Annotated in this window: 10 protein-coding genes; all 10 read right to left on the bottom strand. The window is 62.4% G+C overall.

Translation table 11 applies throughout. The features are described from left to right. The 10 genes from GWQ31_RS07145 to GWQ31_RS07100 all read right to left on the bottom strand — a co-directional run bounded on the left by GWQ31_RS07145 (position 1) and on the right by GWQ31_RS07100 (position 12,769). A complete protein-coding gene (locus tag GWQ31_RS07145) occupies positions 1-357 on the bottom strand; it encodes an MGMT family protein (RefSeq protein ID WP_011898984.1) in 357 nt (118 codons plus the stop codon). A 69-nt stretch (positions 358-426) separates the two neighbouring features. Beyond that, the gene (locus tag GWQ31_RS07140; protein ID WP_275908996.1) at positions 427-1,980 is read right to left on the bottom strand and encodes a PAS domain-containing methyl-accepting chemotaxis protein; all 1,554 of its coding nucleotides are present in this window, start codon (positions 1,978-1,980) and stop codon (positions 427-429) included. 214 nt (positions 1,981-2,194) lie between these two features. Next, positions 2,195-4,060, bottom strand: coding sequence for a beta-N-acetylhexosaminidase (locus GWQ31_RS07135; protein ID WP_275908995.1), 1,866 nt, complete (start codon positions 4,058-4,060; stop codon positions 2,195-2,197). 160 nt (positions 4,061-4,220) lie between these two features. Continuing rightward, entirely contained in the window at positions 4,221-5,093 is an 873-nt protein-coding gene (locus GWQ31_RS07130) for a BadF/BadG/BcrA/BcrD ATPase family protein (protein ID WP_275908994.1), read from the bottom strand. A 105-nt stretch (positions 5,094-5,198) separates the two neighbouring features. After that, complete coding sequence (locus GWQ31_RS07125) at positions 5,199-6,938, bottom strand: glycoside hydrolase family 9 protein (protein ID WP_275908993.1); 1,740 nt, start codon at positions 6,936-6,938, stop codon at positions 5,199-5,201. A 114-nt stretch (positions 6,939-7,052) separates the two neighbouring features. After that, on the bottom strand, positions 7,053-8,045 hold the full coding sequence (locus GWQ31_RS07120; protein ID WP_021139062.1) for an ABC transporter ATP-binding protein: 993 nt from the start codon (positions 8,043-8,045) through the stop codon (positions 7,053-7,055). 11 nt (positions 8,046-8,056) lie between these two features. Next, the gene (locus GWQ31_RS07115) at positions 8,057-9,076 is read right to left on the bottom strand and encodes an ABC transporter ATP-binding protein (RefSeq protein ID WP_021139061.1); all 1,020 of its coding nucleotides are present in this window, start codon (positions 9,074-9,076) and stop codon (positions 8,057-8,059) included. Then, positions 9,073-9,981: an ABC transporter permease gene (locus tag GWQ31_RS07110; RefSeq protein WP_275908992.1), complete on the bottom strand. Its 909-nt coding sequence runs from the start codon at positions 9,979-9,981 to the stop codon at positions 9,073-9,075. Before GWQ31_RS07110 ends, GWQ31_RS07115 begins: the two co-directional genes overlap by 4 nt. Position 9,982: 1 nt before the next feature. Then, complete coding sequence (locus tag GWQ31_RS07105; protein ID WP_021139059.1) at positions 9,983-10,966, bottom strand: ABC transporter permease; 984 nt, start codon at positions 10,964-10,966, stop codon at positions 9,983-9,985. Positions 10,967-11,083: 117 nt separating this feature from the next. Beyond that, positions 11,084-12,769, bottom strand: a complete 1,686-nt coding sequence (locus GWQ31_RS07100; protein WP_096119834.1) for an ABC transporter substrate-binding protein — start codon at positions 12,767-12,769, stop codon at positions 11,084-11,086. Positions 12,770-12,946 lie beyond the last annotated feature (177 nt).

The raw sequence follows: 12,946 nt of genomic DNA, 5'->3' as shown, positions 1-12,946 counted from the left end.
TTAAAAAGGGATGAGGAATAGCAGCTCGGCGAGGTCGGGCTGCCATTGCCACTCCCGCATCTTTACCCTCCCGCCTATCACAGGCACCCCCTCCTGCTGCAATCGCCCCGTCTGTTCCATAAAGCCTGTCGACCCTTTTGGCAGTGAAATGGTGCCGCCTGCGCCCAGCACGCGATGCCAGGGCAGCACCTTGTCCGTTTCCCGCAGCACCTTGCCTACCAGTCGGGCTCGACCGGGCAGCCCAGCCAGATCGGCCACCTGACCATAGCTGACCACCTTGCCGGGCGGGATCAGGGCGAGGATCGCCTCGATGCGGGCGACCTTGTTCAGGGGGGCAGGGGCTGGCTCCATTCTCATGGGTCATGACTCTCCAGAAACGACAGAAGCGCCATTGTGGCGCTTCTGTCGTGGGGGTGGCAACCCGCGTCAACCAAAGGTCTGACTGAGCCCCTTGAGCTGCCTGGCGCGCTCCAGCAGCTCCTGACTCGAGTCGTCGACCTCCTGCATCTTCTGGCTATTGGCCTGGGAGTACTGGGATATCTGGTTGATGCTGCGGCTGATCTCCTCCACCACCGCCTGTTGCTGCTCGGCGGCGGCGGCGATCTGGGTGGAGTGCTCCGTGACCAGCTCTATCTCTTCCAGGACGGAATGCAGGCTGCTGGCGCCCTGGCGGGTCATCTCGGCGCACTCGCGGGTCTGTTGCAGGTTCTCCTGCATCATCCCCTTCCAGCGTCCCAGAGTGTGCTGGATCTGCTGTATGCTGCCCTGGATCTGTTCGGTCGCCTTGTGGGTGCGGGTCGACAGGGTACGCACCTCGTCGGCCACCACCGCAAAGCCGCGGCCCTGCTCACCGGCCCGCGCCGCCTCTATGGCGGCGTTGAGGGCCAGCAGGTTGGTCTGATCGGCTATGCCCTGGATTTCGCCCATGACGCTGCCGATCCGCTCCGACTCGCTGGCAAGTTCTACCGCAGAGTTGAACGCCAGTTCAGCCTGTTTGGCGAGTTGCTCGATGCGCTGTTCGGTCTGGCTCAGCTGTTTGTTGGTGTGCTCGCAGCGGCTGCGTGCCTCGTTGACCTGACCGTTGGAGTCCTGAATGTTGTGGGCAATCTCATGAGCCGTGCTGGCCATCTGGGTCATGGCGGCAGCCATCTGCTGGGTCTGGGCATCCTGCTCGTTGATGTCGAGACAGGCCTGATGGGATGCCTGTTTCAGGTTGGTGGCCAGGGTCTGCAGGGGATGGGTCGCATCGTTGATCCGGCCCAGCACGGTACGGATGCGGGCCTGCAGCATCTTGATGTGAAAATCGGCGATGGCGCCCGGGCCGTCACCCGAATAAACCAGCCGGGTCAGGCTGTCGTATTCGCGACCGAGCTGCTGCAGATAGAGCGGTAGTGCAAAGAGCTCGCGCCAGTAGGCGCCACCGATGAGCAGCAGGGGCAGCAGCATCAGCAGGGCTGTCATGGCGCCCTTGCTGAGAAAGGCCCAGCCGAGCAGGCCGAGCAACAGCAAGCCCAGCACCGGCAGGCGCACGCGGTTGAAAGAGGGGAGGCTGCCGGCCGAGCCACGCTCCGTCTTGAGCAGGGCCTGATAGGTCTGGCTGGCGACGCGCTTGAGCTGGGGTTCCGGTTTGCAGCGCACTGACTGGTAGCCGCTGATCCTGCCCCCCTCGTAGATGGGGGTCACATAGGCGTCGACCCAGTAGTAACGGCCATCCTTGCAGCGGTTCTTCACCATGCCGCGCCAGGGCTTGCCCTCCTTGAGGCGGGCCCACAGATCGGCAAAGGCGGCCTTGGGCATGTCGGGGTGGCGCACCAGGTTGTGGTTGTGACCGACCAGCTCTTCAACGGGGTAGCCGGCGATGCGGCAGAAGGCGGGGTTGGCGTAGGTGATCACCCCGCGCAGGTCGGTGGTGGAAACGAGTTGTTCGTCGGCAGGAAACTCCACTTCGCTGTCCAGGGTATGGACGTCTCTGCGAGCCATAGGAATACGCTCCGATGTTCTTGTTGATAGTTTTGTCGTTGTTATTGTGGCAGATCCGGGCGTGGTTGCAGGTGATGGCCAGGGCGCGCCGAGTCGGCTTCATAGGGGGCTGAATTTTGCCAACAATGGCGGATGAATGGTAGGGGAAAGTTGGTTTTTTGTTGGTGGATGGTAAAAAAAGGCGACCCAAAGGTCGCCAGACAGAAAGATAACACTACCTCTGTGGCACCCGATAACGCACCTGTAACTGGTCGAGGATCTGCAGCTGGCCCGGCAGGCGGGCGGCGAAGTGATCCCACGCCTTGCGGGTGGCGTCGCTCCAGGCCACCTCGGCGGTGGCCAGCATGCGCGGGAACAACATATAGTCGAGACGGTCACGAGAGGTAACCAGTTCCGACCATAAGGGGCTCAGCACCCCCAGGATGTTATCGTTGGCATGGAAATCGGCCGGGGCAGGATCACATCGATAGACCTGCTCCAGATTGAGGGTGCCCGCCCAGTAGAGGCCGGGTTCGCGGGGATCCTGGCTCCAGGCCAGATCCAGATAGAGGTGCTGGGCCGGTGCCATCACAACGGGATAGCCCGCCGTAGCCGCATCCAGCCCTGCCTGGAAGCTGGTCCAGGCGAAGATGGTGGCGTCCCGGCTCACCTTGTCGCCGTGCAATATCTCCTCCCAACCCAGCATCTGCTTGCCCTTGCTGGCCAGATACTGTTGGCAGTGGCGCAGCAGGTGGCCCTGCAGCTCGCGGCAATCCTGATATCCCTGCCGTTGCATCAACTGCTGGCAGGCCGGGCTGTCGGTCCATACTCCGGTCGGTACCTCGTCCCCCCCCATGTGTACCAGGGGGCCCGGGAACAGCTCGCACACCTCGTCAATTACCGCCTCCAGGAACTGATAGGTGCCGGGTAGGGCCGGGTTGAGCACGTTGTCGTCGAAATATTGCACCGACAGGTAGCGGGAGCGATCCGCTTCCTCGATCAGTAGCCCGGGCAGCGCCTTGATGGCGGCGTGGCAGTGGCCCGGGATGTCGATCTCGGGGATGACGGTAATGCCGAGCCCGCTGGCATAAGCCACCAGCTCGCGTACCTCGCTTTGGGTATAGTAGCCGCCATAGGGCTCGGGGCCGCCACTGAGCTGGGGCCCCACAGGCAGATCGTGGCCGCGCCAGGCGGCGATCTCTGTCAGCTGCGGGAAAGCCTTGATCTCGAGCCGCCACCCCTCGTCATCGGTCAGATGCCAGTGGAAGCGGTTGAACTTGTAGAGGCTCATCAACTTGAGCAGGCGCTTGAGGCTAGCGACGGAGTGAAAGTGGCGGGCGCAGTCGAGGAAGATGCCGCGAAAACCGAAGCGGGGGGCATCGACCAGCTCGATGCAGGGCAGGCTCTCTCCGTGCTGCAGGGCCCACTGGGCCAGGCTTGTCAGGCCGTGGCGCCAGCCAGCCTCGCCAGCCGCTGCTATGGTCACCCCCTCCGGCGTGATGGTGAGGCGATAGGCTTCGGCAGCCAGGGGGGCCTCGAACAGCCGGATCTCGGCATCATGATCCTGCTCCAGCGCCAGCCCTGTCAGCTCGTTGAAATGGGCCAGCAGGCCGGTCAGCGACCCGGGCCCGCTGACATGAGCCCGTTCCGCCAGCCGGAAGTTGCCCTCCAGCAGCACCAGCTGATCTGGCTGGGGCACTATGCCGGCGAGGGGCTCGACTTCGGGCAGATCCGGGGTGCCGGGCCCGCTTGGCGGCAGGCCCAGCTCTTGTTCCACCAGGGTGACCGGCATCAGCTGGGGGCCCGCGCTCGCCTCGGGCAGGCTCAGGAAGAAGCCCTGCGGCATGTCAGACAATCGCTTGATGGGGGTGTTGCGACAGCAAAAACGCAGCTCGCTTTGCCCCTCGGCCGGGCTCAGCACCTTGTAGCTGCCGCTCTGGCGCTCCAGTCTGGCACCTTCGAGGGAGGCGGGATCTATGTGGCGTGCCAGGCAGAAGTGAAGTTTCCAGGGGGCTGCCGGCAACTGGCTCAGGTTGAATCGGAACCAGACGTCCTCGCCATCGCGTCGGTCAACCTGGGTGTGGATCAGGGGTGCAGACATGAAAATTCCTCTGATGGAGTTAAGGGAACAAACAGGGCGATCATCTCCTTGTGGTACTGGTCAACCCGGGGAGGGATCCAAAGTGCAGGCATGGGTATTCCCCGGAGCGGGCAGAGGGGGATCCTGTTCCCGCCGGCGGGCAGATCAAATTGGACAAGGCTCAGCAGTGCAGACATGGGAACGACTCCGACTGGGCAAACAGTATGGCCCCCTCCAGTGCATCGGCCTTGGGGTTGACCAGGTTGAGGTGCGCCAGCCGGGGAGCGAGGCGCATGCCGATGCCGCCGAGCAGGGCAATCTGGCTGGCTCCCAGCTGCTGCATCCCCTCCAGCAGGGTATTCAGCTGGGCGCAGGTCTCGTCAAGCAGCTGGCAGGCGAGCTCGTCGCCGTCGCTGGCGGCATCGAACACCCAGGGGGCGAAGCGGCCATAATCGGCGGGAATGGCGCGGGCGGCCCAGCGCACGACTTCGGCCTGATCCCGTTTGAAGTGATCGAGCAAGCGGATGGCCAGCGTGCTGGGGGGCAGGATGCCGTCATGGCAGAGCAGGGATTGCTGGATGGCACGCAGCCCCAGCCAGGCGCCACTGCCCAGATCCGAAATGGGGAAACCGCGACCGGAGCAGGTGTGCAGCTGACCGTGGCGATAGATGAGCCCGGCCGAGCCGGTGCCGGCGATGAGGATGGCACCCTCCTCGCCGCCAAAGGCACCGAGGCAGGCACCGAAGGCATCGGAGGTGAGCCTGACACTGGCAAAGGGAAAGGGCATCTCGAGCATGGCGTGATAGCACTCCGCCAGCTCGGCGGAGGCCAGTGCCAGACCGACCCCCATCCGTTGCTGTGAATCGTTACCCAATCCGGCTTCAACCCTGGCCAGATCGATGGCGGCCAGCACGTTGGTGTGGGCGACCTCTATGCCGAGCTCCAGGTTGGATCCGGCGGCGCGCCCCTCGCCCAAGATCTTGCCCGCTTTGTCCCGAATGCGGGCGCGGGTGTGGGTGCCGCCGCCATCCACGCCGACCCAGTACTCAATCATGCTGTCCTCCCTGTGCGCTTTGCCAGCAGATGGCCAGGGCAAACCAGGCGGAATGTATGGAGGATCCACTGCTCTCCCCCAGTGCTAATGATGTCCGAGCTGCTCTCAATCATGGCGACCTCCCTGCACGCTCTGCCAAGTGATGGCCAGGGCAAACCAGGCGGCGTGCGGGATCCATTGCTCCCCCCAGCGCCAGTTCTGATCCAGCCGATCCTTGTACTGCTCAGGAATGAAGGCCAGGTCGTTTTCATCATCGAACCCGGCGGTGATGCCGTTGCAGATGCCCCCGAGGGCATTGGGATAACCGGCTGTGTAGCCCGGGTTGTTGATGCCGTGGCCTGCCAGCATGCAGGCGTTGAACGGATTCTGCCCCAGGATCCAGTCGAGCTGACGCTGGCCGAAGCCGAGCAGTGGCCCGGATTGCTGCGGGAGCTGCTCGGCGGCGGCAAAGGCCATGGCGGCCAGGGAGGCCAGCCGGGCATTCTCCCCCTGCCACCAGTAACCGGATTCGTTGTTATGGGGCATAAAGAAGCTGACGCGAGGCGCTTCATCTACCCCTTTTACAAACTGGCGGGCGAGGGAGAAGGGGTTGCCTGCTTGGGCGCAAAGTGCCAGCTCGGCGGCCAGCGCCTGTTGCACCACGGTTTGCACCTGGGCCTTGTGCCCCAGATCCGGCTCTACGCCTAAATATTCCAGCAGCGCCAGCACCGGCAACCCTGCCTCGGCGGCGTGGTAGTAGGGGCGCGAGCCATCCTCGTTGGCTGACCAGTAGTGACCCAGCTCCGGATGGATGCGCTGGCGGGCGCAGAGTTTGCCGGCTCGGGCTCTTGCCTCGGACAGCCACTCGGAGCCGAACGTGCGGGTCAGCTCCACCGCCGCCAGCAGGGCGCAGTAGTCATCTATGATGTTTTCGACCCCGTCATCGAGATAGGCGAGGTTGTACTCGCACAGGTGCTGGTAGCCACGGCTGGCCGCCTCGGCGTAGCGGCTGGCATCGAAGTCGCCGCTGACGCTCTCGCGGGCGGCGCGGGCCAGGGCGGCGATGGCCATACCACCCCCTTGCCGGAAACCGGCCTGCCAGTTGGCGGATTTGATCCCCTGCTGGGTGGCATAGGCGCACAGCTCGCGCTGGGCGGGATCCTTGCTCCACTTGTCGAACAGGGTCATGAAGAAAAAGCCCGACTCATCCTGCATCCGGCAGAGAAAATCGGCGCCGTGCTGCGCCTCGTCATTGAGCCGCTTGCAGAGGTTCACCCCGTCTATGTCGCGGCGCGGGGCCAGCAGTTCCCGGCACTTGAGCAGGGCCCACACCACCATGGGGGTCTGCTGGGGGTTGAGGTAGTTGGCGTAGGAGAGGTGGCTCAAGTACTTGCTCATGTCGCCACTGGCGTCGAACCAGCCGCCGTGCACATCTTTGTGCTGGTCGGTGCCAAACAGGCGGGCCGTGCGGTCGGCCCGATCGAAGGCGCCGCTGGCGCGCTGGCCCTTGAAGTAGTGAATGACGTCGGAGAGGCAGTGGCTCGCCAGCAGATCCTGGCCGATGGCAAAACGGGTAGAGCGGACAATGCGCTGCTCCGTGGCGGCTGCGCCTGTGGGGGCCGTGATCGCCTCCAACTGGTAGTGGCCGGGCTCCTTGAATGCAGAGAAGTCGGCGCGCCAGTAGGCACGGCCCTGCCAGCCAGGGACTTCACCGGCCGCTTGCAGTTGGGTTTCAAACAGCGTCTGGCCATCGCTTAAGCGTTGCAGCCTGACATAGCCGCCGAGATCATGGGCAGGGGAGGTTTGCAGCAGGGCGACCTTGTGCCCGTCGCACTCGTAACCCACCTGATTGATCAAGAGTTCCATCAAGGTATTGCTCCTGTGGTTCACCCCATTGCGGTGAGGCACATAGCGGGGCCGTGGTGGCCCCGCATCGAGGCATGGCCGGACTGGCTTGTCCGGCCGTTTTAGTGGCGAGCATCACTCGTAGAGATAGCAGCGCACGAAGTGGTTGTCGGCGAGTTTGGTGATGGGGGGCAGCTCATCCTTGCAGCGGGCCATCGCCTGGTTGCAGCGCCCGGCGAAGGGGCAGCCACAGGAGTCCGGCGTCCAGAGCGGTATCTCCCCCTTGCGGCCCCCCTCCAGCGCGGCGTGGATACTCTTCTCGGGGTCGGGCACCGCCGAGATGAGCAGCTGGGTGTAGGGGTGCTGCGGGTGGTGCAGTATCTCGTCCACCTCGCCCCACTCCACCATGTGACCCACGTACATCACCGCCAAGTCTTCCGCCACATAGCGTGCGGTGGCGATGTCGTGGGTGATGTAGAGCATGGAGACCCCCAGCTCGTTTTTCATCTGCTCCATCAGGTTGAGGATGCCGATGCGAATGGAGACGTCGAGCATGGAGGTGGGTTCGTCCGCCAGCACCACCTCCGCCTCCACCGCCAGGTTGCGGGCTATGTTGACCCGCTGGCGCTGGCCGCCGGAGAGCTGGTGCGGGTACTTGGCCGCCGTGGCTTTGGCCGGGGTCAGGCCGACTTTCTCCAGCAGGGTATAGACCATCTCGGGCAGATCTTTCTTGTCGATCACCTTGCTGTGCAGCAGCAGGGGGCGGGCGATGTGGTGGTAGATGGTGTGAGTCGGGTTGAGAGAACCGAAGGGATCCTGCCACACCATCTGCACGCTCTGGCGATAGTCGAGCAGGGCCGTGCCCTTGTTGAACTCCTCCAGATCCCGGCCGCGATAGAGGATGCGGCCGCTGGAGAGCTTGTACATCTTGGCGATGATCTTGGCGATGGTGCTCTTGCCGGAGCCCGACTCCCCCACCACCGCCAGGGCGCGGCCCCGGTGCAGGTTGAAGGTGATGTCGGAGAGGGCCCGCATCTTGCCGCTCTTGATGGCATTGGAGTTGACGGGGAAGTCCTTGTAGAGGTGCTGGACTTCGATGATGGGCGCGTCGGTTTGGGCGATTTGCATGACAGACATCCTTAACAGCCAGCGGCCTTGTCCAGATAGAAAACGGGATCCGGTTGCTCATCCTGCGCCTCATAAAGGTGGCAGGCGGTTTGTTGCCCCGGCCGGATCTCGACCAGGCGGGTGTACTCCTGGCGGCAGCGATCGTGCACCTTGCCACAGCGGGCCTGGAAGCGGCAGCCGACCGGCACCTCCAGCAGGTTGAGCGGTGTGCCGGGGATCCCTTCCAGCACGGTTTTTGGGCCGTGCAGGGGCGGGAAGGAGTTGCCGAGCCCGCGGGTATAGGGGTGCAGGGGCGAGGTCAGGATCGCCTTGGAAGGCGCCACCTCGATCAGCTCACCGGCGTACATGATGCCGATGCGATCGCAGAATTCGACCATCAAGGAGAGGTCGTGGGTGATGAAGAGGATGGAGAAGTTGAACTGCTCTTTCAGGGCATAAACCTTCTGCAGTATCTCCCGCTGTACCACCACATCGAGCGCCGTGGTCGGCTCATCCATGATCAAGAGCTCGGGGTTGAGCGCCATGGCGATGGCGATCACCAGCCGCTGGCGCATGCCGCCGGAGAACTGGTGCGGATAATCCTTGAGCCGGCTCGGATGGATGTCGACTATCTCCAGCAGTACCTGGGCGCGCTTGATCGCTTCGTAGCGAGTCATGCCGGGATTGTGGGCCAGCAGCACGTCGCAGAACTGCTCCTCCATGCGCAGCACCGGGTTGAGCGCGTTCATGGCGGACTGGAACACCACGGATACCTGTTGCCAGCGATAGGAGCGCAGCCGCTCTTCGCCGTAGTGGAGTATGTTCTCTCCCTTGAACAGGATCTCGCCGCCGCTGATGTAGGCGGGCGGCTTGTGCAGCCGGGCCACCGAGAAGGCGACCGTGGACTTGCCGCAGCCCGACTCGCCGGCGAGGCCGAAGACTTCGCCGGGGGCTATGTCGAAGCTGACCGAATTGACGGCGCGCACGTCGCCGCTCTCGGTGATGTAGTCGACGCAGAGGTTGCGTACCGACAGCAGGGGTTGCTTGTTCATGCTGTCCTCTCCTGTGGTGCTGCCACGGGGACGGCGAGCTGCTTCCAGCGGCGAAGACCCTTGTGGGAGCGCAGCTGAGGGTTGGCTATCTCGTCGATGGCGAAGTTGAGCAGGGCCAGACCAGCACCCAGGGTGGCGATGGCGAAGCAGGGGGCCAGGATCTCCCACCAGGCACCCACCAGGATGGCACTGGAGGTCTGGGCGTTGTAGAGCATGATGCCCCAGCTGACCACGGTCGGATCCCCGAGCCCCAGAAACTCCAGGGTCGCCTCGGTGACGATGGCGTAGATGATGGAGCCGATGAAGCTCACCCCTATGATGGAGATGAGGTTCGGCAGTATCTCCACCAGAATGATGCGCCAGGCCGGCTCCCCCAGCACTTCGGCGGCGATGACGAACTCTTTTTCCCGCAGGGCCAGGGTCTGGGCCCGGATGACCCGCGCGCCGTAGGCCCAGGAGGTAAAGCCTATGATGAGCGCAATCACCGTCGGTGACGCCTCCCCGATAAAGCTTGCGAGCACCAGCAGCAGGGGGAGGTTGGGGATCACCAGCACCACGTTCATCAGGAAGGTGAGGCACTCGTCGATCACGCCGCCAAAGTAGCCGGCGGTGATGCCGATGGTGATGGCGAGGGCGCACACCAATATGCCGGCCCCGAAGCCCACCATCAGGGAAATGCGGGCACCGTTGGCAAATTGGGACCAGATATCGTGGCCCATGCGGGTGGTGCCCATCACGTATTCGGCGCTGGGGGGCTGGTGCGGACGGGAGACTCGCTTGGTCGGTTCATTGCTGGCCAGCAGGGGGGCGAACAGTGCCATCAGCACGAAGCTGACCACGATGAAGAGGCCGAAGGCGGCTTTCTTGTTGCCCAGCAGGATTTTCAAAATAGTCGGCATACGCATCTTATTTGCCTCCTGTACGCAGACGGGGGTCCAGGAAGACGTAGAGCACGTCGGCCAGGAAGTTGAAGCTGAGCATTGTGATGGTCATGATGAGCAGCTGCCCCTGAATGAGGGGGTAGTCGCGGGCCAGAATGCCCTGATAGAGGGTCAATCCGAGTCCCGGGTAGTTGAAGATCACCTCAGTGATGAGGGAGCCGCCGATGACGAAACCGAGCGCCATGGAGAGCGCGGTGACGCTCGGCAGTATGGCGTTGCGGGCACCGTAGTTGAAAATGACCCGGTTGCTGGAGAGCCCCTTGGCCTTGGCCATGGTGATGTAATCCTCCCCCAAGAGGTTAATCATGTTGTTGCGCATTGTGATGAGGAAGCCCCCCACCTGCACCATGGCCAGGGTGGCGACCGGCATGATGGCGTGGGTCATGATGCTCTTGATGTGCTCCCAGCCAAAATCGGCCTTTATTTCCGGGCTGTAGGCATAGCCGATGGGTAACCACTCCAGACTGACCCCGAACAGGAAGAGGGCGAGCAGGGAGATGACCACGGGCGGAATGGCCTGCATCACCAGAGTGAGCGGGGAGAGGATGCTGTCCATGGCGCCTCCCCGATACCAGGCGGCGAAGATACCGACGATGGATCCGACGGAGAAGCTCAGTATGGTGGAGGTACCCACCAGGAACAGGGTCCAGCCGATGGCGCGTCCGAGTACGTCGGCTACGGGTTGGGGGTAGTAGCGCACCGAGGTGCCGAGATCCCAAGTGAAGACACTCTTCACATAGGTGAGAAATTGGGTGCTGATGGGGCCGTCCACAAAACCGAAGGTGGCCTTGAGGGCCTCCAGCGCGGCGGGTTCCATCATGGCGCCAGCCCGGGCAAACATGACGGAGACAGGATCCCCCGGCATGGCTCTGGGTAGCAGGAAGTTGATGGTGGCGGCCACCAGAAAGGCGACCAGATAGAAGGAGAAACGTCTCAGTATAAATCCCATGGTGAACCCTTTTACTGCAAGCCTGCCCCGCGCCGGGCAAAGCTCCCCCAACCCCGAACAATCAGGGGGATGGAAGACATGGCGGGGAGAATGGCCCCCCGCAGGGGGCCGGGGTGGTTAGCTGTTTGGCTTGAGTGACAACACGTGCAGCAGACGTTCCGGGGTGTCCGGGTGAACCTGCGGCTTGGCAACCGGGTTGTCGGCACTGAACCAGCCATTGAAGCGCTTGGTGCTGTATTCGTACCAGGTCGGGTTGTTGAATACCGGGATGATGGTCTGGTTGGCACCGACCTTGTCCTGGATCTCGAACATGATGGCCTTCTGCTTGGCCGCATCGGCGGTCTGGGTGAAGTCATCGATCAGCTGGTCGAGGGCCGGGTCCTTGTAACGGGGTGCCGCAAAGCGGTTGCCACGCTCACCCATGTTGCGGGAGTGGAAGGCGGTCTCGAAGTACTTGTGCGGGTTGGCACCGGCAAAGTAACCCTGCAGCGCGACGTCGAAGTCACCGGTGATCAGGTTTTCGGTCCAGACGGTGGCTTCCGGGGTGGCGGTTTTGGCGTTCAGGCCCAGGGCCTGCAAGCCTTCGACCCCGATCTGGGCGGTATTGACCCAGTCGGTCCAGCCGTTCGGTACCAGCACCTTGAACTCGATCTTCTTGCAGCTCGGGGTGTCGAGGAACTTGTCGCCGTCACAATCCTTGTAGCCCGCCTCTTTCAGCATGGCCTTGGCGCCTTCCAAGTCGAACTTGTTGAATTTGCCGTACTTCTTGTCGACTTCCGGGTTGTTCCAGGAGTCGAAGGCTTTGCCGAGCCCTGAGGGGTACTCGTTGACGGTCGGGTAGCCATAACCGGCAATATCCACCATGGCCTGACGGTCCATCGCCATGGAGAAGGCGCGGCGGAAAGTGATGTCGTTGAAGGCTTCGTGGTTGCCCGGGTTCTTGGTCTGGAAGTTGACGTTGAATGCCACTGTGCCGGAGGCCGGGAACCAGTACTTGTTGTTTTTCGGATCGTTGCCAACGTAGAGGCGCTCTATGTCCGGTACGAAGGAGCCGAACCAGTCAACGTCCCCCTTCATCACGGCGGCCAGCACCTGGTCGTTGGTGGCCATCTGCGGCATGCGCAGGCAGTCGATGGCGAGGTTGGCGTTATCCCAGTAGTGCGGGTTGCGGCACTGGGTGTAGAGCTGGGCGGAGAAGTTGTCCACCTCGGTGAAGGGACCGGTACCGACTGGCTTGTCGTTGGTGAAGGCAACCGGATCCTTCACTGACTTCCACTGGTGCTCGGGGACTATGGGCACCAGCACCAGGTCATTCACCACGTTGGTATTGACGTCGGTCAGGTCGAACTTGATCTTGTAGGGACCTAGTTTCTCTATGTTCTTGATCTGGGTCCAGATAGAGCGCTCATCCAGCGCCTTGTTGGCTTTCACCAGATTGAAGGAGAAGAGAATGTCATCCGCATCAAAACCTTCCCCGTCGGACCACTTGACCCCTTCACGCAGATCGAAGGTGACGGATTTCAGGTCATCGCTGAATGCATAGTGAGTGGCCAGACGATAGACGGGTTTTCCACCCTGCATATCGTTGAAGATCACCAGAGGTTCATAGATGAAGTGACGAGTGGTATGGAGCAAACCCGCTTGAAGGAAGGGGTTGAAGTTTTTGACCCAGGCGGTCTCCTGTTGTGCGACCAGGGTCAGCACAGTCTTGTTTTCAGCTGCCATGACATTGCCGGCGGCCCCGGCGAGCATCATGGTTCCCAGCATTACAGCAGTAGAGATTTTGGATACTTTGGCAAGCATATTATGTCCTTTCTTATTTTTTGGCATTCCCGAGGGTTCGCCTTGTTTTGTGTGAGCACCGACTTCGCATGCTGGGGAGGTCGGCCCTCTGTGTTGGTCAGGTGTCTAACCTTTGTCGTTCTGTTTTCCAACGTCCCTAGCAAAGCAGAGTTAACAGGAAAACAACAACTGTTCCGT

Source organism: Aeromonas sp. 2MA4, assembly GCF_029237305.1.
Classification (GTDB): domain Bacteria; phylum Pseudomonadota; class Gammaproteobacteria; order Enterobacterales; family Aeromonadaceae; genus Aeromonas; species Aeromonas salmonicida.
Note: the sequence above shows the minus strand (reverse complement) of the source record. Positions and strands in the feature narration are given on the sequence as shown.

Excerpts from the sequence above, each read along its gene's own strand:
- GWQ31_RS07145 (WP_011898984.1), bottom strand. The coding sequence starts at position 357 with ATGAGAATGGAGCCAGCCCCTGCCCCCCTGAACAAGGTCGCCCGCATC.
- GWQ31_RS07140 (WP_275908996.1), bottom strand. The coding sequence starts at position 1,980 with ATGGCTCGCAGAGACGTCCATACCCTGGACAGCGAAGTGGAGTTTCCT.
- GWQ31_RS07135 (WP_275908995.1), bottom strand. The coding sequence starts at position 4,060 with ATGTCTGCACCCCTGATCCACACCCAGGTTGACCGACGCGATGGCGAG.
- GWQ31_RS07130 (WP_275908994.1), bottom strand. The coding sequence starts at position 5,093 with ATGATTGAGTACTGGGTCGGCGTGGATGGCGGCGGCACCCACACCCGC.
- GWQ31_RS07125 (WP_275908993.1), bottom strand. The coding sequence starts at position 6,938 with ATGGAACTCTTGATCAATCAGGTGGGTTACGAGTGCGACGGGCACAAG.
- GWQ31_RS07120 (WP_021139062.1), bottom strand. The coding sequence starts at position 8,045 with ATGCAAATCGCCCAAACCGACGCGCCCATCATCGAAGTCCAGCACCTC.
- GWQ31_RS07115 (WP_021139061.1), bottom strand. The coding sequence starts at position 9,076 with ATGAACAAGCAACCCCTGCTGTCGGTACGCAACCTCTGCGTCGACTAC.
- GWQ31_RS07110 (WP_275908992.1), bottom strand. The coding sequence starts at position 9,981 with ATGCGTATGCCGACTATTTTGAAAATCCTGCTGGGCAACAAGAAAGCC.
- GWQ31_RS07105 (WP_021139059.1), bottom strand. The coding sequence starts at position 10,966 with ATGGGATTTATACTGAGACGTTTCTCCTTCTATCTGGTCGCCTTTCTG.
- GWQ31_RS07100 (WP_096119834.1), bottom strand. The coding sequence starts at position 12,769 with ATGCTTGCCAAAGTATCCAAAATCTCTACTGCTGTAATGCTGGGAACC.